At 53.6% G+C, this 22,138-nt stretch carries 12 protein-coding genes; 5 read left to right on the top strand and 7 right to left on the bottom strand.

Going from position 1 to position 22,138, the window contains the following annotated elements; genetic code table 11:
• Positions 1 to 94: 94 nt before the first annotated feature.
• Together ABF87_RS05935 and ABF87_RS05930 are read right to left on the bottom strand one after the other, a co-directional pair.
• Complete coding sequence (locus ABF87_RS05935) at positions 95 to 1,924, bottom strand: AMP-dependent synthetase/ligase (RefSeq protein WP_160828216.1); 1,830 nt, start codon at positions 1,922 to 1,924, stop codon at positions 95 to 97.
• Between the two features lie 207 nt (positions 1,925 to 2,131).
• A complete protein-coding gene (locus ABF87_RS05930; protein ID WP_240143549.1) occupies positions 2,132 to 4,699 on the bottom strand; it encodes an acyl-CoA dehydrogenase in 2,568 nt (855 codons plus the stop codon).
• 238 nt (positions 4,700 to 4,937) lie between these two features.
• Between ABF87_RS05930 and dapE the strand changes: the two genes are divergently transcribed.
• Entirely contained in the window at positions 4,938 to 6,140 is a 1,203-nt protein-coding gene (gene dapE / locus ABF87_RS05925; protein ID WP_160828215.1) for a succinyl-diaminopimelate desuccinylase, read from the top strand.
• Positions 6,141 to 6,144: 4 nt separating this feature from the next.
• Complete coding sequence (locus ABF87_RS05920) at positions 6,145 to 7,020, top strand: DUF6279 family lipoprotein (RefSeq protein WP_160828214.1); 876 nt, start codon at positions 6,145 to 6,147, stop codon at positions 7,018 to 7,020.
• Between the two features lie 64 nt (positions 7,021 to 7,084).
• Here the strand turns inward: ABF87_RS05920 and ABF87_RS05915 are convergent, their stop codons facing one another.
• From ABF87_RS05915 to ABF87_RS05895, 5 genes are all read right to left on the bottom strand, one after another.
• Positions 7,085 to 7,729 (bottom strand): DsbA family protein, encoded by a 645-nt coding sequence (locus ABF87_RS05915; protein ID WP_240143548.1) that lies wholly within the window; start codon positions 7,727 to 7,729, stop codon positions 7,085 to 7,087.
• A 60-nt stretch (positions 7,730 to 7,789) separates the two neighbouring features.
• On the bottom strand, positions 7,790 to 11,188 hold the full coding sequence (locus ABF87_RS05910; RefSeq protein WP_193567998.1) for an EAL domain-containing protein: 3,399 nt from the start codon (positions 11,186 to 11,188) through the stop codon (positions 7,790 to 7,792).
• A gap of 5 nt (positions 11,189 to 11,193) precedes the next feature.
• A complete protein-coding gene (locus tag ABF87_RS05905; protein WP_164503172.1) occupies positions 11,194 to 11,616 on the bottom strand; it encodes a response regulator in 423 nt (140 codons plus the stop codon).
• On the bottom strand, positions 11,613 to 14,060 hold the full coding sequence (locus ABF87_RS05900) for a PAS domain S-box protein (RefSeq protein WP_160828213.1): 2,448 nt from the start codon (positions 14,058 to 14,060) through the stop codon (positions 11,613 to 11,615). Before ABF87_RS05900 ends, ABF87_RS05905 begins: the two co-directional genes overlap by 4 nt.
• A gap of 270 nt (positions 14,061 to 14,330) precedes the next feature.
• Positions 14,331 to 15,851, bottom strand: a complete 1,521-nt coding sequence (locus ABF87_RS05895; protein ID WP_160828220.1) for a helicase HerA-like domain-containing protein — start codon at positions 15,849 to 15,851, stop codon at positions 14,331 to 14,333.
• A gap of 359 nt (positions 15,852 to 16,210) precedes the next feature.
• Between ABF87_RS05895 and glk the strand changes: the two genes are divergently transcribed.
• The 3 genes from glk to ABF87_RS05880 form a co-directional block, all read left to right on the top strand.
• Positions 16,211 to 17,212, top strand: coding sequence for a glucokinase (gene glk / locus ABF87_RS05890; RefSeq protein WP_160828212.1), 1,002 nt, complete (start codon positions 16,211 to 16,213; stop codon positions 17,210 to 17,212).
• A 74-nt stretch (positions 17,213 to 17,286) separates the two neighbouring features.
• Positions 17,287 to 19,842, top strand: coding sequence for an alpha-glucan family phosphorylase (gene glgP, locus ABF87_RS05885; RefSeq protein WP_160828211.1), 2,556 nt, complete (start codon positions 17,287 to 17,289; stop codon positions 19,840 to 19,842).
• A gap of 405 nt (positions 19,843 to 20,247) precedes the next feature.
• Positions 20,248 to 22,138 (top strand): glycoside hydrolase (locus tag ABF87_RS05880; protein WP_160828210.1); only part of this gene is annotated, 1,891 nt, incomplete at its 3' end.

Genomic DNA, 22,138 nt, shown 5'->3' with positions numbered 1-22,138 from the left:
TTTCAGACCCGCTTGTGCAAGACTCTGAAAAACTACTGCATTCAATGGTATTTTTAAAGCTTGCCGAGAAAAAGAATAAGAGAAAAAAGCTTTTTTAATGCCCAGTGTAAAGCCGGTCGATGTCCGCCTGATGCTTTTCAAGCACTTTGTTGCGTTTCAGTTTCAAGGTCGGGGTCAGCAGGCCGTTTTCAATCGTCCACGGCTCGTCGACGACGGCGACGCGGCGGATTTTGGCATAGCCGGGAAAGCCGCTGGTTTGGCGGGTGATTTTTTCAAGCAAAATCTCTTCAGTCTGCTGGCGGGTCTTATCATTCTCAAGGTGGCCATCCAGACCGTAATGCGTCATGAATTCTTGCCGCCTGGCTGCATTCAGCACGGCCAGAACACTCAAGAACGGACGTGATTCCCCGATCAGCATCACCTGTTCGAAGAGCAGATCGCGCAGAATGGCGGCTTCCATATCGCCGGGCGGCACTTTTTCGCCGGTCGACAGAACAATGATTTCCTTGACCCGGCCGGTAATGGTGACATGACCTTGTTCATCGATGGCGGCGATATCTCCGGAATTGAGCCATCCATCCGCTGAAATGACGGCTTTGGTGGCATCTGGGTTATTCCAATAGCCGAGCATCACGTTCGGACCGCGAATCAGCAGCGCATTATTCTCGCCCAATTTGACCTCGACGCCGGGAATCGGCAGGCCGACGCTGGCCGGCAGGTTATCATTCAATCGGTTGGCACAGGCGACCGGACTGCTCTCGGTCATGCCGTATCCCTGCAGGATGGGCAATCCCAGACCGATGAAAATGCGCGAAACTTCCGCCGAAAGCGCTGCGCCGCCGCTCATGACGAACCGCAACCGGCCGCCCAGTTTATTCATGACCTTGCGCGCCACCAGTTTTTCCAGTATCGGCCACAGAATGAAGGATAATTTTCGATAACCCCGCCGCTGCTCACACTCAAACCGGCTATACCCAACTTCCACCGCAAAATTGAACAACCAGCGCGAGAAGCTCGGACCTTCGGCGAGTTTTGTGCGTATGCCGGCATATACCCGTTCATAGATTCTGGGAACCGAAATCAGCAATGTCGGCCGGATCGTAGCCAAGTCTTCCTGCAATTGCTGGATCGAACGCGCGTAGGCAATCTCCGCCCTCGCCATCATGGGGATGTAATAACCCGAAGTGCGTTCAAACGTGTGCGACAACGGCAGGAACGACAGAAACATATCGTCCGGCGATACTGCTATCACCTGCAAACAACTGAACGCATTGCTGAGGATATTGTGATGGCTGAGCATTACACCCTTGGGACGGCCTGAGGTGCCGGAGGTATAAATGATGGTGGCCATGCTGTGCGGATCACGCGTGATATGGCTGACTTCGCCACCATGCGCCGGCAGCCATTCCCAAGCCGATACCACGACGTCATCGCGCAGATTCATATCGCTGTTTTCAAATGAGCGGAGCAGGACAACCCGTTGCAATCCTTGAATCTGATCCCGGATTGCAGTGAACTGATGCCATTGATGCACGCCTTCCAGCAACAATAATTTGACATTGGCATCATTGATCACATACGCCGCATTCTCGACCCGGTCATCGGTATACAGCGGAATCACCACCAATCCCAGGCCCAGCGCGGCTTGCTCGAACATGACCCATTCCGGGCAGTTCCTCATCATCACCGCCACGCGATCGCCCGGCATCAACGATTCCTTCGCCAGTCCCGCCTGCCAGCGGGCAACGGCTTGATTCATCTGCTCCCAGGTATAGCTGCTCCATTCCTCGCAGGTGGTGTTGAAATAGTGATAGGCAGCCTTGTGCGGCGACCGCTGAACGCGCTCCTGGAAAAGGCCGTCAAGCGTTTGCGCTTGATCTACGGTGATGATGTCCAGCAATGGTGCGTTCTGTTCTACGTGCATGATGCGATGTCCTCTAACTCTTTTTTTCTCTGGGTGAAACTCTGAAAAAAGAAACGCCCCATACCCGAGCAAGATGAAATCAGACAAAAAGCCCGGTTGAACGATACGCGAGCATTTTAAACATGACTTCAACGCCAACTGGACAAGCACGGAAGTTTTTCAGAGTTCCCCTAATTTTTTCCACTACCCGCAACTCCGGGCTTTCAATTACATTACCTTTTCACCGGTGACTGATTCGGTAGATTTATCCAGCGCGGCTTCGCCGGAGCGGTTGCTTTCGATGACGCTTTCACCCTCATGAATATTTTCTTCGTGAACACCGCGCCTGTGCAGCAGATCCCTCAATTCAGCATGGCTCGCGAGCGCAGCATTTCCGTCGACGTCCTGATCGGCATTGCCGTCATCCACTCGAGTATGGCGAATGGTAGGGCCGCTCGATACCGCCTGAGGGCTGGGACTCACACTTTCAGCACCAAAGTCCTTGGCGAAATCATCTACTTTAACCACTTTATTGCGCAATTCTTTCAATCGTCCCAGCAAATCCGCCTCCGGCTGGGTAATGAGCTTGTGCTGCAAAGCCTGTGCAATCTTTTCGTCGCCTCTGCCGGAAATGAGCCGCGATTTGGCCGCTTCCCGTAACCGGGCTTCAATCGGCTCGCATTCAATTGCGCATTGCAACGCCAGTTCTAGATCCGCCAGCGGTTCGTCATTGGTGACAGGAACATAAATTCCCGTGGTCAATCGATCCCGCACAGCTCCTGGCGTCATCATCAGCCGGGCTACCTCATGTGCGACACGATCGGTCGGGGGATTGCAGCGTTTTCCCAATGGAAACATCCATGCTCTGAGCACCCAGACAAACACGGGGTGAGCCGGGAAGTTACTGAGGAATTCGTCCAATGCCTGCTGCAGGCGATATAGGGCATCTTGCATAGCCCAATGCAGCAAGGGCAGATCCGAACTGGGTCGACCGTCATCCTCAAACCGCTTCAACGTCGCTGAGCACAGATAAAGCATGCTCAAGATGTCTCCAAGACGCGCTGACAAACGTTCTTTGCGCTTGAGAGAACCGCCCAGCCGCATCAAACCGATATCCGCAATAAAGGCGAAACTGGCAGAGAAACGCGTTAATTGGCGATAATAATCGACGGTTTCCGGCGCGCAATTTTCCGGCGCATTGTCTTGGATATAGTTGCCGAACAGCGCATACACCAGGCTGTTGAAGGTATTGCGCGCGGTAAACTTCACATGCCCGACGATGGCCTCATCAAAGGCGATCGACGCGCGCTCCAGGTTGACGTCATGCGCGGCATTCACTTCCTTCAACAGATAAGGATGACAACGAATCGCTCCCTGGCCGAAGATGATCATATTGCGCGTCAAAATATTCGCCCCTTCCACTGTGATGCTCACCGGAATCTGTTGATAGGTGCGTCCCAGATAATTGCTCGGCCCGATACAGATTCCCTTGCCGCCGTGGATGTCCATCGCATCGTTGACCGCTTGGCGGCCCCGCTCGGTCAGATGGTATTTGACGATCGCCGACACCACCGACGGCTTTTCGCCCAGATCCACCGCGCCGGCAGTCATCACGCGCGCCGCTTCCATCATGTAGGTGTTGCCGCCGATGCGCGCCAGCGCTTCCTCAATACCTTCGAAATGACCAATCGGCGTTTTGAATTGCGTGCGCACCCGGCTATAGGCGCTGCTGGTTCGCGCCGCCAGTTTGGCCGCGCCAACGCTGGTGGCCGGCAATGAAATCGATCGCCCGGCAGCCAGACAATTCATCAGCATGCGCCACCCTTGCCCAACCCCTTCCTGCCCGCCGATGATCCATTCCATCGGAATGAATACCTCATTGCCGGAATTCGGGCCATTCTGGAACGCACCATTGAGGGGATAATGGCGCCGCCCGATATTGACGCCGGGAGTTTTGGTGGGGATCAGCGCCAGCGTGATGCCCAGTTCATCTTCCTTGCCCAGCAGATGGTCCGGATCATACAGCTTGAACGCCAGCCCCAGAATCGTCGCCACCGGGCCGAGTGTGATATAGCGCTTGTTCCACGTCACCCGCATGCCGAGCACATCGGATCGACCCTCATGTTCGCCGCGGCACACGATCGCAAAATCGGGCATCGCCCCGGCGTCCGAACCGGCGTCCGGCGAGGTTAGTGCAAAACAAGGCACTTCCAGCCCCTTGGCCAGGCGCGGCAAATAATATTCTTTCTGCTGGTCGGTGCCATAATGCAACAATAACTCAGCCGGTCCGAGCGAATTCGGCACCATCACCGTCACTGCCGCCGTGCCGCTACGCGAGCCGATTTTCATCACCACCGCTGAATGCGCCAGCGCCGAAAAGCCATAGCCGCCATATTGCTTCGGAATGATCAGGCCGAAAAAGCCATTATCCTTGATGAATTGCCAGACTTCCGGCGGCAGATCCTTCAGTTCGTGCGTAATTTTCCATTCATCCAGCATCGCGCATAATTGCTCAACCGGGCCGTCGAGAAACGCTTGTTCTTCGGTGGTCAATTGCGGTTTGGGATAAGCCAGCAATTTCTTCCAGTCCGGCTTGCCGCTGAACAGATCGCCTTCCCACCAGACCGTGCCGGCATCCAGCGCTTCCTGTTCGGTCTGGGAAATCTGCGGAAGCATGGTGCGGAAAATTTTCAATATCCGGTTCGTCACCACGAAGCGACGAACTACAGGCACTGCTAAAACTAACGCAACAACGGCAATTAACACTAAGATGACATAGAAAAGAAACTCTAGCATGGTAATTTTCCTCATATTACGTTAAGCCCAACCACCCGGCGCGCATCACTGCAGATTGTGCAAGACCCTAATCAGACGTGTAGAATTCAATCTCTGCTGAGTCGATGTGCAGCTTCAAATGTACATGATAACCGCATAATTCCCTACATTAACGCCAAAGTTTCATGGAGACAATGTTGTGTAATTCATACACTTATTCGTTCACATCCTTTAACTCATTCAATTCAGGAATAAAACAATGTCCGATGATACCTTAACCCTTGCCCAAACCCTGATTTCGCGCCGTTCGCTTACCCCTTCAGACGACGGCTGCCAGGACATTCTCATCAGCCATCTGGAAAAACACGGTTTTCATATTGAAAAAATGCACTTTGATGAGGTTGACAATCTCTGGGCGCGCCGTGGCACGACCGCACCGGTGCTCTGCTTTGCCGGACATACCGATGTCGTGCCGACCGGGCCGCTGGAGCACTGGGATAGCGATCCGTTCATTCCGACGATTCGTGATGGTCGCTTATTTGGACGCGGCGCGGCGGATATGAAATCATCGCTGGCGGCATTCATCACGGCCATCGACGCTTTTCTGATGCAGCACGCGCAGCACCAGGGATCGATCGCGCTGCTGATTACGTCGGATGAGGAAGGGATTGCAGTCGACGGCACGGTCAAAGTCGTGGAAACACTCAAGGCGCGTGGCGAAATGATCGATTTCTGCATCGTCGGCGAACCCACCTGCTCCGAAAAATTCGGCGACACGATCAAAAACGGCCGTCGCGGCTCACTCTCCGGCAATCTGACCATCCGCGGCGTGCAAGGCCATATCGCTTATCCTCATCTGGCAAAGAATCCCATCCACCTCGCGGCTCCGGCCATTGCGGAACTGGCGCAAACTGAATGGGATCACGGCAATGAGTATTTTCCGCCAACCACGTGGCATGTGTCGAATATCAATGCCGGAACGGGCGCCACCAATGTGATTCCAGGAACATTGCACCTGCTGTTCAACTTCCGTTTTTCGACCGCCAGCACGGTCGAATCGCTGCAATCTCGCGTGCACGACATTTTGGATCGGCATGGGCTGGACTATGATTTGCAATGGGAATTGTCCGGCAAGCCTTTTCTCACCCCAAAAGCTGAGCTGGCGGAGGCGTTGCATGACGCGATCGTCACGGTTACGGCCATCGAGCCGCAATTATCGACTTCCGGCGGCACGTCCGACGGCCGCTTCATTGCAGATATCTGCCCTCAAGTCATCGAATTCGGCCCGCGCAACGCCACCATACATAAATTGAACGAACATGTGGAACTCGAGGATCTGGAAAAACTCTCTAAGATTTACCAAGGAGTAATGGAACATCTTCTGATCGACAAAACCGTACCTGCGCAATCAGATCATGGCGGTTTTATCGGGGCCCTCAAAAAAATCTTCTGGAGTACCTGATGCAATGACTCACATTCTGCGGATATCACCGTCGCGAGGTTTGCTGATCGTTCTGCTCATGCTGCTGGGCAGTTGCAGCATGCTGCGCATGAGTTACCACCAAGGCCCGCAATTGGCGTGGTGGTGGCTGGACGGCTATCTCGACTTCGAGCACGAGCAAATTCCGCAGGCCAAGGAAGCGATACGCCACTGGTTCGACTGGCATCGCAGCACACAATTGCCGCAATATGCAGCGCACTTATCTGAAATGAGCGAGCACATCAACGGCACGGTCACATCCGGTGAAATCTGTGATTGGTACGACACCATGCGTACCGTTCTCGCGCCGGCACTCAATCACGCCGTGCAACTCGGCGCGCCACTGACGCGGCGCCTGAGCGAAGCGCAACTGCAGCATCTCGAGCGGCGCTATGCCAAAAACAACGAGGAATTCCGTGACGACTACTTACAACCCACGCTTGAATCCCGCCATAAGGCATCCATCAAACGCACGGTCAAACGCTTTGAGAGTTTGTATGGCGATATGAATGATGCGCAGAAGCGCCTGATTACCGCCACTATCAGCGCGTCCCCGTTCGATCCGGAAGCCTGGCTCAGTGAACGCCAGCGCCGCCAAGGCGAAACTGTGCAGCAGTTGCGGCGATTGATTTCAGATCCGGCAGAAACCGATGCTGAAACAGTGCTGCACAAGCTCGCCCGGCAACTGGAACATTCTCCCAATGCCGAGTACCGGGCGTATCAAATGAAATTGACGGATTATAACTGCGGCTTCGTCGCCGATCTGCACAACAGCACCACTCCAAAGCAGCGCCAGCACGCGCGCGACAAGCTCAGAAACTGGGCCGTTGATTTGCATGCATTGGCCAAGGAAATTCACTAGCCCGCCGGGAAAATGACGACGCTTGACCATGCTTGCTGGATTCTCGCTGGCGATCTTTCAGAATTTACGAGCCGGTCGAAGCTCCGATAATATGTTCGATTTCCTTCAGCATGGCGTGATGATCGAGATAATCGACTGCGATCGGAAACACCGCCCCCGCGTGAACCAATCGCAACGACGGATAGGAGTAGACATCCAGGCTGCGTGCCTGCTGAATATCGCGCTGCAATGCCTGTTCAATGGCCGGGCTGGCTGAATCCTCGCTAAATGCCTGCACGTCCAATCCAATTTCTTGTGCGCAGGCCTGCAGTGTTTCCGCTAAGGAAGGATTCATCGCCCGTTGGTAGTAGGCTTTCTGTATGGCCTCGATCATTTCCGGCTCGGCTTGCGCGCGTTGTTTCTTGGCGGCCAGCACTGCCCGGCACGCCGGATAGGTCGAACGCAGCGGCGTCGTGTGCGACCAGAAATTCCAATTGAACCGCACGCCAGGCACGGTCTGTTCAATGCGTCGCCATGCCTGCTGAATCATCTCTTGCGTCGATGCCGGCATCGGCTCAGTCGTATCCGGCGCCAATCCACCCAGCAGATACACAACCTGAACACCGGCAGGCAAGTCCTGCTGCAACGTACGCCAACTTTGGCCAAACGCATAACACCAACTGCACATCGGATCGTGCACATAATAAAGAGTAGAAACTGATCGCATCATTACATCTTCGCTCCTCTACGCATGGATCTGATTATCCCGCACGCTCAGACTGCTCCTTGTTCAATCATCTGCTTCGCTTTCAGGGAAAGCTTGATTGCCATCATTATATTCCCGCAGCCATGCTTCAAGCTCATGCGCCGGTACCGGCCGGTGAAACAAATAACCCTGGTAAAAATCGCATCCATGCCGATTCAGAAAATCCAATTGTTGCTCGGATTCGACCCCTTCCGCCAGCACATTGAGTTTGAGGCTGCGCGCCATGGCGATGATGGTCGCTGCGATTTCCCGGTCATTCGGATCGCTCGCCAAACCATGTACGAAACTTTGGTCGATTTTCAATTTGTCGATGGGGAAACGCTTCAGATACGTGAGCGACGAATAACCGGTGCCAAAATCGTCGATTGCCAAATGCACGCCCAGAGATTTGAGGGTTTTCAGCGTTTCTATCGATTGTTCGGCCTGTTCCATGAACATGCTTTCGGTCAATTCCAGTTCCAGGCATGCGGCAGGGAGCCTGGTCTCTGCCAGTACTCGCCGTGTCAATTCGACCACATTCTCGGAGCGGAACTGCCGAACCGACAGATTGACCGCGATCATCAGCGCCGGCAGGCCGGCGTCGATCCAGGCACGGCCTTGAGCGCAGGCAGTACGCAACACCCATTCTCCCAACGGAACGATCAAGCCGGTTTCCTCGGCAATCGGGATGAATTTTCCGGGCGGTACCATCGGCTTGCCGGGCGGCTGCCAGCGCACCAATGCTTCGACGCCGATGACGTGGCCACTGCGCGCATTAATCAACGGCTGAAAATGCAACACGAATTCATCAGACATCAGCGCTTGACGTAACCGCGTTTCCAGCAGCAGGCGTTCGTTGGCGGCTATGCTCAGCGCTTCGGTATGGTAGCGGTAGGTATTTCGCCCTTCCTGCTTGGCCAGATACATCGCCATATCCGCATGCTGAATGAGTTCCGTGACGTTGCCGGCGTCATCGGGGAAAAGGCTGATGCCGATGCTGGCATTGATGAAGATCTCATGACCGCTCGGTAAAGTGAACGGCATGATCAGCAGATCGATCAACGTCTGCGCGACCATCGCGGGTTCACTCGAATCCTTGATGTCCTCGAGTATCACCAGAAATTCATCGCCGCCCAGTCGCGCCAGGGTGTCTTCCTCCCGCAACCGCTTCTTCAGGCGGGAAGCCATCATGATCAACAGCTCATCACCGATCGGATGGCCGAGACTGTCATTCACGTTCTTGAAGCGATCCAGGTCAATATAGAGCGTTGCAATGCGCCGATCGTGCCGCTGAACGCGCTCGATGGCATGTTGCAACCGTGACTGCGCCAGCAACCGGTTGGGTAATCCGGTCAGCGGATCGTAGTGCGCCAGATGCGCCAGCCGCGCTTCCGACTGTTTCATTTGCGTGATGTCGGTAAATACGCCGACATAATTGCACGGTTCGTTCCGATCATTACAGACGGTCGTAATGGTCAGCCATTGCGGATAAATCTCGCCATTCTTACGGCGATTCCAGATTTCACCGGACCAGTAGCCAATCTTGACAAGGCTCTCCCACATGGCCTGATAGAACAATTTGCCATGACGCCCCGACTTGATGACTTTCGGATTTTTTCCGACCACCTGATCTTTGGTATAACCAGTGATTTCGGTATAGGCGCGATTGATGGCCACGATCCTTGGCTCCAGATCGGTAATGACCACGCCTTCACGGCTGGATTCAAACACCGCCGCCGCTTGCCTCAATGATTCCGCCGCATGCACTTTCTGAACGGCCAGGGCGGTGAGGGAAGCGAACTCGTTAATCAGCGCCAGGTCAACCGGCGTCGGTTCGCACGGTTTGCGGTGATATATCGCGAAAGTGCCCAGCACACTACCTTTGTCATCCTTGAACGGTATCGACCAGCAGGCATGCACATCGGCACGCCGGGTATGCTCCAGAAAAGGCTGCCAATACGGGTGATGATCGATATCAGCCACGATGATCGACTCACCGCGCCATGCCGCTGTTCCGCAGCAACCGACGCCTTCGCCGATCTTTAATTGATCGACGACTTTATTGTAATCATCCGGCAAACTCGGCGCGGCGCCGTGCCTGAGCCGACTGCCATGCTTATCCAGCAGCAGGATCGACACCAGCATATCGGAATTGATGGTTTCCAGCCGTTGCGCAATATCCTTCAATACGACTGGCAATGGTTGGCTGGCCACGATCAGATTCAATACCGATTGATGCGCTTGCCGGATCAACTCGACCCGCTTGCGATCGCTGATATCCAACCAGGCACCCACCACCTCCAACGGTCTGCCATCGGTGCTGCGCACCAGCCTCAATTCATCGTGTATCCACACCATCTGACCATTTCGATGAAAAAACCGGTAATCATGCGTCACTTGCCCCTCGGCCAGCAACATGGCTTGCTGCGCCAATACCGTCTCACGGTCATCAGGATACACATGCGATGCCCACCAGTCCTTGGCCATGGCTTCGGCTTGCGTATAGCCGAGCAAGCGCTCGATATTTTCACTCACCCAGACCGGGCGATAGGCATCACCGTCGATCTGAAGGTTATAGAGTATCGTTGGGCTGGCGGCCAGCAAATTATCCAGGCGCAGACTGGCCTGCTTCAGGCTTACTCGTTCCCGCGCCAGATCCGCCTGATGCTTGACTTTCTCCAATATGGCGGTAATTTCGTATAGATAGCCTTCATGCTTCGACAAATAATCATCGATTTCGCCCTGCAGCGCTCGGGCAACGACAATCTCGCTGCCCTGACCCGTCACCAGTACAATGGGAATATCCAGATTGCGCTCAGTGCGCAGCAATTTGATGAACTCCAGGCCATCCATACCGGGCAAACGATAATCGATCAACAAGACATCGAATGGCGCTTCCGGTTTGATCGAATTCATTGGAAAGAATGACAGCGCTTCCTGCGTGCTGGTCGCAGCAGTCAAATGAATATGCGGTGCGTGCAAGGCCACATGCCGCTGCAGCAGATCGATGTCGAAGCGGTTGTGCTCGATATACAACACGCGCAGGTTGGGCTGATTACGATCCGCGCAATGGCCGAAGTGTTCCATGGCATGCCGCAATATACGCGGCAGCCGTTCCAGATAATCATCGCGCTTGACCAGATAGTCATCAGCGCTGGCCTTGAAAGCGGCCATTGCGGAATCCTGATCGCCCGAACCGGTCAGAATCACCACCGCCAGCGGCAATCGCTGTTCGCGCACATACGCCAGCGCTTCAAGGCCGGAGCCATCCGGCAGGGATAAATCTACCAATAGTACATCGTAGCCATTTGATGGCGTCAGTTTCTTCAGCCCTTCAGCCAGTGTCGCAGCCAATTCCAGTTTAATCTCAGGAGCAGTTTGCGCCAACCTGCGCCGCGCCAGATCGGCATCGCTGGCAGAATCCTCGATATATAGAACGCGCATCAGGGTCATCCAGGTAACGTATTGATCACACACCAATAAAGCTCTATTTGCCGCGCCACATCCATAAAACGGTCAAAATCGACCGGTTTGACAATGTACGAATTGGCGCCTGCGTCATAGGCGTTTTGAATATCACGCTCTTCTTGCGAAGTCGTCAACACAACGATCGGAATGCTGCGCAGCGACGCATGGGTCTTCAATGTCCTGAGCACCGTCAAGCCGTCGATACGCGGCATATTGAGATCTAACAGAATTAACAGAGGCATCGTCTCGCCCGCTTCCCAGCGGGGTATCCACGCCAATGCCTCTTCACCGTCGCGTGCGATCAGAATAGGGTTAGTAAGGTTGCAGCGCTGAAAGGCGCGCAATGTCAAGTCGACATCCAGCGGATTATCTTCAACCAGCAGAATGGGTGGATGATCACTCATGATGCCGACCGGTCGCTGTCATCATCGGGCGGAGTCTTGGCAAGCGGCAATTCAATATAAAACGTCGCGCCTTGTCCCGGAGCACCTTGCGCCCAAACCCGCCCATTCATTCGCTGCAGCGCTTTTTTCACCAGCGCCAGGCCAATGCCTGTCCCTGGATACTCCTCGAGCCGGTGCAAGCGCTCAAAAATTTCGAAGATGCGTTCAGCGTACTTCATATCGAAGCCGATGCCGTTATCACGAATCCGAATCACTACCCGTTCGCCCGCCTGGTAAGCGCCGAATTCTATGTGCGGATGCGCCACATGCTGGCTGAATTTAATCGCGTTTTCCAGCAAGTTGCGCAGCACCAGGGCCAACCCTTCGCGATCGCCCTGCACCTTGAACGAAGACACATCGGCAATGATCTCAACCGCTCCAGGCGTCACCGAAGCACTGCATTCGGCTATCGTCTGATGAATCAACTGGGCCACATCGAGCACGTTAGGTTCGATCTTACGCCGCTCCATGCGGGAATAGGCCAGCAAATCATCGATCAGCTCATTCATGCGCGTAACACCCGCACGGATATTGCTGATGAATAATCGGCCTTCGGCATCCAGCCGATCGCGGCAATCCTCCTCCAGCAATCGGCTGTACCCTTCGACCCCGCGCAAGGGTGCCTTCAAATCATGAGAAACGGAATACACGAAGCTCTCCAATGATTGATTCAACGCCTTCAGTTCCGCGGTGCGTTCCGCAATGCGCTGCTCCAGTGTGGCATTGAGCTGTTGGAGCGTTTCTTCGGCGTGTTTTAGATGGGTGATATCCTCGGTAAAAATGACAATGCCGCCAATGGTAGCGTCCACCAGCCACGGCCGAACTTCCCAGCGCAACCACAATATCGTGCCGTCGCTCCGTTCGAAGCGGTCTTCATCATTACGAATCACTTCTCCGGCAAGGCAGCGCTGATGGATATCTTTCCAATGCTGACTGATATCGGGAAACACGTCATAATGGCGCAATCCAATCACATCAACATTCCCCAGTGCATAGTCGTTGCGCCAGCGCTGACTGCAGGCGAGATAACGCATATCGCGGTCGAACATCGCCAACGATGCAGGCGCATAATCAATGAACACTTTGAGTTGTTCCTTGCTGTGCTGCAGCGCTACTTCAGCTTGCTTGCGCTCGGTAATATCCTGCACCGTGCCCTGTAATGCAACGATGTGCCCGTCCGCATCGCGCACTGCTTCTCCGCGCGCGATGATCCAGCCATAGGTGGCATCCGGCCTGATGATTTCCGCATCGCATTGATACGCGATTCCATCGCGCCGGCATTTTTCCATCGCGGCGATCAGCGTATTCCAGCTCGCCGCAGTAAAATAACGCGCCATTTCCTGATCGTCTGCGGGTGGCAATCCCAGCTTGCGGCCGTAAATCTGAAACACTTCCTCCGACCACTTGTGTTCATGGGTATTGAGATTCCAGGTCCAATGACCGAGATGGGCGATACGTTTGACTTCGTTCAAGTGCGCCTCGATCTCCTTGCGCGCTTGAATATTCTGAACGAAGGCAATGAAGTAATCCGGGGAGTGATCGGATTTGCGCACCAGCGACACCGTAAGACCTACCCATAGGACGGTGCTGTCCTTGCAAACATAGCGTTTTTCCCGGGTATAGGTAGCAATTTTACCGCCGAGCAGACACCGCAGGAGCTTCAAATCGGCCTCCAGATCATCCGGGTAGGTAATATCCTGGAAACTCATCGACATCAATTCATGCGGCGGGTAACCGACGATATCGCACAGCGCCTGGTTGACCTGCAGCCAGCACCCTTCCGGCGAAGCAATCGCGATCCCGATAGCGGCTTGCTCGAACGTCGCCTGAAAACGGCGCTCGCTTTCGCGAAGCTGCTCGTTGGCCCGTTGACGTTCAAGGAACAACGTATTGACCCCTTTTTTAACCTCAGCGGCACGAAGCATGATGTCCGCTTCCATGCGCTCAGTGCCGGTTCCGATCTTGCTTAATTTTTGGTCTTCGCTGCAGCGACTGAGAATGAATTCAGTCACGTCTTCGACATGATGAATGATGTAGATCACGTTGCCGGCAGTATCCAGCACCGGCGTATTCACCGGACTCCAGTACTTCAGTTCAAACCGGCCGCTGCCGTCGCGCAAGGGAACATCGTATTGCTGGATACTCATGACATCCGGATGTCTGGCACTGATGACCCGGTGTAATGATGCTCTCAAATCATCGGTGCTGTGAATTGCCGGTTGATGGGGATTGTCAGGAAAAACCTCGAACAGGCCACGCCCGACAATGTGCTCGCGCTGAGTATCCGTTACTTCCAGATACTTGGCGTTCACCGCGACGATGGTAAAGTCGCTGTTCGGCCGCACGACCAAATAGGGATGCGGCCCCGCCTCAAACAACTGTTGATAAGGCGGACTTTCGTGCATCGATATCTCCCATTGTTTGAGCAGTGATCAACACATGTTTCTGCGCAACTCATTCCGGTCAATTTTCAACCGTCGAATACTAAATGGATTTATAAAAGCTTTCCAGCCCGAAAGACAGCTTTCACCAAAAATAATACTTTTCTGGTACTGCAGGTTATTGTTGTCTTACAACGTCTAAGGAAAGCTTTGAAAAGGGTGGAACGATCACGCATTACATGATCGAACGCAACCGTTTTTCTGAGCTTTCCTATCCTAAAGAAAGACGCTTCATTAGCGGCGTTTCTGTCCCAGCAGCGATCCGAGCAGGCCACGGGTAATTTCCTTGGCGATGGATGAGCCCACCGACCGTGCTGCGCTTTTGGCAAACGCATCGATGACGCCTTCGCGATGCCCGCCTCGTTTTCCCGTCGTGCCGAGCAGCAAATCTCCCAGACCTCCGAGGATACCTTCTCCAACCGAGCCATCGAGAATTCCGGTCGACTTGGGCGCAGATTCATCACTGGCATTCTGGGTTCCCCCGGCCCGAGCTTGCAGTAATTCAAACGCGCTTTCACGATCAATCTCCTGGTCGTAGACGCCAGCGACGATCGATGACTGGATGAGCTGGCTGCGCTCTTCATTACTGATCGGCCCAATCTGACTGAGCGGCGGCACAATGAAAGCACGCTCAGTGATGCCGGGGGAACCTTCTGTATCTAAAAACGAGATCAACGCTTCACCGACGGAGAGTTCGAGAATTGCTTGCTTGACATCGAGTTTCGGATTCGGCCGCATGGTTTCGGCGATTGAATTCACCGCTTTCTGATCGCGCGGCGTGAATGCGCGCAACGCATGCTGTACACGATTGCCCAATTGCGCCAGCACCTTGACAGGAATATCGAGCGGATTCTGGGTCACGAAATACACCCCGACGCCTTTTGAACGGATCAATCTGACCACCTGTTCGATTTTTTCCAGCAGGGCGGGCGATGCCATGCTGAACAACAGGTGCGCTTCATCGAAGAAGAACACCAGTTTGGGTTTCTCCCGATCGCCGGCTTCCGGCAAATTCTCGTATAATTCGGACAGCATCCACAATAGGTAAGTACTGTACAATCGCGGTGAATTCAGCAGCTTATCCGCCGCCAAAATATTGATGACGCCTTTGCCATCGACGGTTTGCATCAAATCCTCGACATTCAGCATCGGCTCGCCGAAAAAGTGACTGCCGCCCTGCTCTTCGATCTGCAGCAAACCGCGCTGAATCGCGCCGATCGACGCTGCCGACACCGCGCCATACTGGGTCTTGAAGGTACTGGCATGATCGCCGACATACTGCAGCAACGCCCGCAAGTCTTTCAAGTCCAGCAACAGCAAACCATGATCATCGGCAACCTTGAACACCAGCGTCAATACGCCTTCCTGGGTGTCATTCAGATTCAGCAGCCGCGCCAACAGCAGCGGTCCCATATCCGAAATCGTTGCCCTCAGCGGATGCCCCTGCTGCTGGAATACATCCCATAAAGTCACCGGAAAACCCTGCCATTGCGGCGCATCCATTCGCAGCATGCTGAGGCGCGACGCCAATTTGTCAGATAACGCCCCCGGCTTGCAGATGCCGGTCAGGTCACCCTTGACGTCGGCCATGAAAACCGGAACCCCGATAGCAGAGAAACCTTCAGCCAGTTTTTGCAGAGTAACCGTTTTGCCTGTGCCGGTGGCACCTGTAATGCAGCCGTGACGCGTCGCCATGGACGGCAACAGCGTCAGATCGGCAGCGCTTGTCTTTGCGATAATCAATGGATCAGCCATAATAATGTAGTATTGAAACGATGGATAAGCCATTCCACCTTGAGATGATTCAAGATCGATATGCCGTTACCGGACAAACTATCCGGATGATCGAATTGTAAGTGAACCCGGAGAAAACACAATGGAAACAAATGGGGCAATGTATAATTGAACCGTTCAATGAATGGCAGCGAGCAAGGGTCAAGCGGGGCAAAACTGGCGGAAAACACAGTGTATGAACGATAAATGAGCAGTCTGAGCGCGACTTCACTGCCTCCACTGCTTGGTCAAGCGCAGTCGTTTTTCTGAGCTTTTATGGCGTTACTTAGGTTGTTCTGGTTTTCGAGCACATTATTCATCAATTCCGGATCGATAGATACTTGAACAAATCCTTTATTTATGGTGATATCGGCGGCACCAAAACCATTCTGGCAATAGCCGAAACGAGGAGAGATGGCGGCATTCATCAGCATTTTGTGCAACGCTACCTCAGTCATTCCTATGAGCGTTTTTCCGATTTGCTCAGCGATTTTCTGAAACAATCCCAGGTAGCCGTTCGACCCGATGCGGCGTGTTTTGCAATTGCGGGACCGATCGTGGGTCAGCAGGCCAGCTTGACCAATCTGCCCTGGCATATCTGCGAGGTCGATATTTCGAATGAATTTTCAATTTCCACCGTCAAGCTCATCAATGATTTCGAAGCCGCAGCGCTGGCGATCGAGGAGCTGACGCCGAATGATCTTTTGAAATTACAGTCGGGTCAGATGCACGAGCACGGCATGCGCGTCGTTCTCGGCGCCGGCACCGGCATGGGTGTAGCCTGGCTGGCCTGGCTCAAGGATCGCTATGTTCCGCTGGCCACCGAAGCCGGGCACATGGATTTCGCACCAGCCAATAAATTGCAAATGAGCCTGCTCGAGTCATTGCAAATCAAATTGGGCCATGTATCGGTAGAGCGATTACTGTCGGGCGCCGGTCTGACGCATATCTTCAATTTTCTGCAATTGCACCAGGCAGTTCCCTCCGGCCTGACAGCGACCCATCTGAAAGAGGACAGCGGCGCCACGATCACCACACTGGCGCAAACGCACAAACACCCGATCGCAATCAAATCATTGCATATCTTTGCTGAAATTTATGGCGCCTATGCCGGAAATCTCGCGCTGGCGGGATTATGCCGTGGCGGCGTCTACATTGCCGGCGGCATTGCACCGAAAATTATCAATATCATCAGCTCAGGAGGCTTCATGCGCGCTTTCCGCGATAAAGGACGATTTTCCACATTGATGAATGAAATTCCCGTGCATGTCGTGACCAATTCCGACATCAGCCTGCTTGGCGCCCGGCGCGTAGCGCAGCAATTGCTGCAACAGAGCGATTAAAGCCTATCTGTTTCCCATTCTCATGCCAAAAGCAATCCATTAATCTTTGTATATCGATCATCCAGGGAGTGCCCATGTTTCCGCGAACAGCATACACCATTACCGTTAATCCCAAAATTCCTCCGCGCCTGAAGCGTCTGGAAGAATTGGCCAATAATCTCTGGTACAGTTGGGATCGCGCCACGCGCGCGCTGTTTTCCAGGTTGGATCCCCAGTTGTGGGAAGCAGTCGGCCACAACCCCAAGGCATTCCTGAAGCGCGTCGATGAATCCGCATTGCTGAAGGCTACCGAAGACCGGGTATTTCTTGCCACTTATAACAGCATACTGTCGACCTATGATTCCTACCATGAAGCCGCATCCCCGCAGCATGATGGCAATGGATTGAGCACCGAGGATCAGGTTGCGTATTTCTGCTTCGAATTCGGTTTTCACGAAAGCCTACCGATTTATTCCGGCGGACTGGGCATTCTCGCCGGCGATCATTGCAAGGCGGCCAGCGACCTGCATTTGCCGTTCGTAGCGATCGGCCTGTTGTACCGTCAGGGGTATTTCTCGCAAATCATCGATAGCCAGGGCAATCAGCAAGTCACCTACACCATCGCCGATTTTGAAGATCTTCCGGTGACGCCGGTATTGAGCAAGGACGGCGGTAATCTGACCGTTGAGGTGGCGTTGCCGCAACGCACCGTGATTGCAAAAATCTGGCAAGCAAAAATTGGACATGTGACGTTGTTTCTGCTCGACAGCGATTTGCCGGAAAATTCCCCGCAGGACCGCTATATCACCCACAATTTGTATGGCGGCGACAAAGTCATGCGCATTGAACAGGAAATCCTGCTGGGCATGGGTGGAGTGCGGGCATTGCAGGCGCTTGGCATCAAACCGACCATATGGCACATCAATGAAGGTCACGCCGCATTCATGATTCTCGAGCGCATCCATGATCTGGTGCAACAAGGATTGGATTTTGCCAGCGCCCTCGAGAATGTCGCGGTGACCACGGTGTTCACAACGCATACCGCCGTCCCAGCCGGGCACGATCATTTCAGTCCCGATATGATGCATACCTATTTTGAAAGCTTCTACCGCCGCATGAACATTACCTATGAAGAATTCATGGCGCTGGGTCATGCTCCCGGCAGCGCGGACTTCAATATGACCGCGCTGGCGATTCACGGTTCGCGCACCCATAACGGTGTCAGCAAGATCCATGGCAGCGTCTCCGCCAATATCTGCGGAGAATTATGGCCGCAGATCGAACCCGAAGAAAACCCGATCACCTACATTACCAATGGCGTCCATGTGCCGACCTTCCTGGCGCAGGAATGGTCTGATCTGTTTGACCGCTATCTGGGCCATGAATGGCGCAACAAGATGTGCGATACCGACTATTGGTCGCGCATCGATGCGATTCCCGATCATTTGTTCTGGAGCGTGCGGCAATCGTTGAAGTCGCAGATGTTTCATGGCATCCGTTCCCGCGTTACCGACCAGAACGCCCGCAACCATGGCTCGGAAGCGCATCTGGACCGGCTGCTGCGGTTCGTCGACCCGATCAATCCGAATATCCTGACATTGGGATTCGCACGGCGCTTCGCCACCTATAAACGCGCGACGATGCTGTTCGATAATATCGACTGGTTGCGCCGCATCGTTTTGGATCAGGAGCGCCCGGTATTGTTGATTTTTGCCGGCAAAGCCCATCCTGCGGATGTTCCGGGTCAGGATCTGATCAGGCAGATCAGCGAAATCGCGCATTATCCCGAATTCGAGGGACGCCTCCTGCTGGTCGAAGGCTACGATCTGCGGTTAGCCAGACGTCTCGTCGCGGGGGTCGATGTCTGGCTCAACAACCCGATTTATCCGCTCGAAGCAAGCGGCACTTCAGGCATGAAGGCCGGCATCAATGGCGCCATCAACCTCAGCGTACTGGACGGTTGGTGGGGAGAAGGGTATGACGGCAAGAACGGCTGGGCCATCAAGCCGGGACCGGAAAACATGGATAGCACACTGCGTGACAAGGAAGAAAGCCGCGCGTTATATGAAATCCTGCAAGACCAGGTCATTCCGTTGTATTACAGTCACGGCAAGCTTGGCTATTCACCCGCCTGGGTGAAAATGGCGAAACACTCAATGTTGTCGATACTGCCGCGCTATAACGCTACCCGCATGGTGGACGAATATGTTCAAAAATTCTATCGTTCCGCCAGCAATAAGGGCGCGTTGTACGCTGCCGACAATTTTGCCGAGGCAAGAAAGGTTGCAGCCTGGAAGGCAAAAATAAGAGCCGCATGGCACGGCATCACATTGCGCCGCCTCGACTCTCCGCGCGAACAGATTCAGTTCAATCAGGCACTGCATTTCAAAGTGGCTGCCAAACTGAATCATCTGCAACCGAGCGATGTCGCCGTTGAATTGCTGATATGCCGTCAGTTCAAAACCACCCGGTTATGCAATTTCAACCACTTCCGGTTTGAATTCACGGGTGTTCAGGATGGTGATGAACATGTGTTCGAACTCAAGCTGATTCCGGAACTCTGCGGCAAACAGGAGTACTTCATCCGTATCTATCCTTATCACCCATCGCTGACGCATCCCCTGGAAATGGGATTGATGGTGTGGTTATAATCACGTTCACAACCTTAAGCTCCAAGTCAGAAAATTCTTGCAAGCACGGAACCATCACGGACTGTTCTAAAAAAACAGTCCGCCGTTCCGCCGTAAACGTACACTCCTGATCGCAGCATGTAAAAAACTAGCCAAGTTTTGCGCGCTGCACAGCCATTTCTTATCGGAACAGTTTTTTGCATTCTTCGTAACACCTTTGCCGCCATTCAGTCATCAACTAAACCAGCCGTCGCCTCATCAATCCGAATACCGTCGCGCCATGTGAGAATTAACCCTATTTTCTGCGTTTCATCGAAGCTTCGGCATTTTTCTTAGAAATTAATATTGCCTCTCCTCAATGCGTATTACCGAATGCACGCCAAGCCCCCCCTTGGTCTTTTTAATCTCACCCATCCGAGGTTTCCTATGAAGAACAGCCTGTTAATCACCTCCATCATGATTTTGCTCATATCGACGATATCCGCTGCCTGGGCAGGAAAGCACATCTATCTCGCTCCGGATGATCATACCGATTACATGTGGAGAGGAGATGAGACCGAATATGAAAATGCTTTTCTGAACATGACCGATTATTACCTCAACCAGATCGACGCAACCACCAAAACAAATCCCACTCATCATCAAGCCCGCTGGAATGCGGATGGCAGTTTCTGGATGTGGGTTTATCAGAAGAACCGCACCCCGGTCCAATTCCAGCGATTGATCAATCGGATCAAGAGCGGTCATTTCAGCATGCCGTTGAACGCGCTGGTGCTGTCCAACGGCGGTACCCCGGCAGAAGCCGTGCTGCGCGGCATGTACTATCCCGGCCAGATTCAGCGTGCCTATGACGTCGATTTTCCGATTGCGATCGCGATGGAGAACCAAACCCTGCCATATGGCTTATCGTCGCTGTGGGCAGGATCGGGCGCCAAATATTCATGGAAAGGCGTGTGCAATTGCGCATCGCATGTCCCTCACCTGAGCAACCGCGATCGTGAAATTTATTACGCAGGCGGTCGTGATGGCAGTCGCGTGCTGATGAAATGGAATTCAGTCTTTCTCAATCATAGTCTGATCGGTGGTTATGCCGAAGGACGCAACCCCCATGCCGCGATCAATTTCGTCGAAAACAACGCAACATTCAAGAACCGTTATCCTTTCCCGGTGATCGGCATCTTCGGAAAAGGCGAAGATGACCTAAAAACCATTGATAACCTATTCGTAACGACCGCGAAAGACTTGACCAATGCCAATCGCAAGGTCATCGTCTCGAATCAGCTCGACTTCTTCACGCATTTCGAAGCCGACCATGGCGCCGATCTGGAAACTTTTGCAGCCAGCTACGGCAATGAATGGGAACTCTATTCCGCATCGATGTCGGAAGTCTCCGCGCGGGTCAAACGCGCGATCGAAAAACTCCGCAGCGCGGATGCGATGGCGACACTGGTTTCGCTGCAGGACCCTACGTTCATGGATAGCCGCATCGAAGCACGCAATAAGGCCATGCTCAATTTCGGCCTGTATTACGAACATAACTGGACTGCCGATGGACGAGTCACGCGCAATGCCCGTGCAGAATGGCAGCGCAAGATCGAAGGCGAAATTACTTCCTACGTCGATACATTGTACGACGATGCCAGCAATCAGCTTGGCGGCATGATCGCCAAGAACGGCGCCAACCCGCGCTTCTATGTATTCAATAGCCTGAGTTGGGCGCGCACCGATTACGCCGATTTTCCCGTCGGCAATAAAGCCATCGTGCATGTGGTCGATGTCTCGACGGGAGCGCAAGTGCCTTCACAGTATCTCACCGTAAATGGCAAGCCCCATCTGAGGATTCTTGCCAAGGATGTGCCGTCGGTCGGGTATAAAGTATTTGAAATCAGGAATGGCGCAGGCACTACTACTTTTCAGAATGCTGCGACACTCAATGGCAATATTCTGGAGAACGATTTTTACCGCATCACCGTGTCGAACACCGGCGCAATCACGAGCCTGATCGACAAAAAACGCGGTAATCGTCAATTCGTCCGCACGATCGATGGCAAGACGATCAACGACCTGGGCGGCATCGGCGGCAGTCTGGCGGTCGAAAACATCGGCCCTGTCAGCGTAACCCTGCGTGCCACCTCGATGAATCCCCACTCTCATGCCACGCGCATCACATTGACTCGCGATTCGAACCGCATCGATATCAGCAATACCATCACGCAGAATTTCAGTGATGTGCTGAGCTGGAATTATTCGTTCAACATCAATTCGCCGGATATCTGGCATGAAGAAGTCGGCGCCGTCATCCGCGCCAAATTACTGC

This window comes from Nitrosomonas sp. JL21 (assembly GCF_009833095.1).
Classification (GTDB): domain Bacteria; phylum Pseudomonadota; class Gammaproteobacteria; order Burkholderiales; family Nitrosomonadaceae; genus Nitrosomonas.
The sequence above is the reverse complement of the archived record's forward strand: the minus strand, read 5'-3'. Positions and strand labels throughout refer to the sequence as shown.

Excerpts from the sequence above, each read along its gene's own strand:
- ABF87_RS05935 (WP_160828216.1), bottom strand. The coding sequence starts at position 1,924 with ATGCACGTAGAACAGAACGCACCATTGCTGGACATCATCACCGTAGAT.
- ABF87_RS05930 (WP_240143549.1), bottom strand. The coding sequence starts at position 4,699 with ATGCTAGAGTTTCTTTTCTATGTCATCTTAGTGTTAATTGCCGTTGTT.
- dapE (WP_160828215.1), top strand. The coding sequence starts at position 4,938 with ATGTCCGATGATACCTTAACCCTTGCCCAAACCCTGATTTCGCGCCGT.
- ABF87_RS05920 (WP_160828214.1), top strand. The coding sequence starts at position 6,145 with ATGACTCACATTCTGCGGATATCACCGTCGCGAGGTTTGCTGATCGTT.
- ABF87_RS05915 (WP_240143548.1), bottom strand. The coding sequence starts at position 7,729 with ATGATGCGATCAGTTTCTACTCTTTATTATGTGCACGATCCGATGTGC.
- ABF87_RS05910 (WP_193567998.1), bottom strand. The coding sequence starts at position 11,188 with ATGCGCGTTCTATATATCGAGGATTCTGCCAGCGATGCCGATCTGGCG.
- ABF87_RS05905 (WP_164503172.1), bottom strand. The coding sequence starts at position 11,616 with ATGAGTGATCATCCACCCATTCTGCTGGTTGAAGATAATCCGCTGGAT.
- ABF87_RS05900 (WP_160828213.1), bottom strand. The coding sequence starts at position 14,060 with ATGCACGAAAGTCCGCCTTATCAACAGTTGTTTGAGGCGGGGCCGCAT.
- ABF87_RS05895 (WP_160828220.1), bottom strand. The coding sequence starts at position 15,851 with ATGGCTGATCCATTGATTATCGCAAAGACAAGCGCTGCCGATCTGACG.
- glgP (WP_160828211.1), top strand. The coding sequence starts at position 17,287 with ATGTTTCCGCGAACAGCATACACCATTACCGTTAATCCCAAAATTCCT.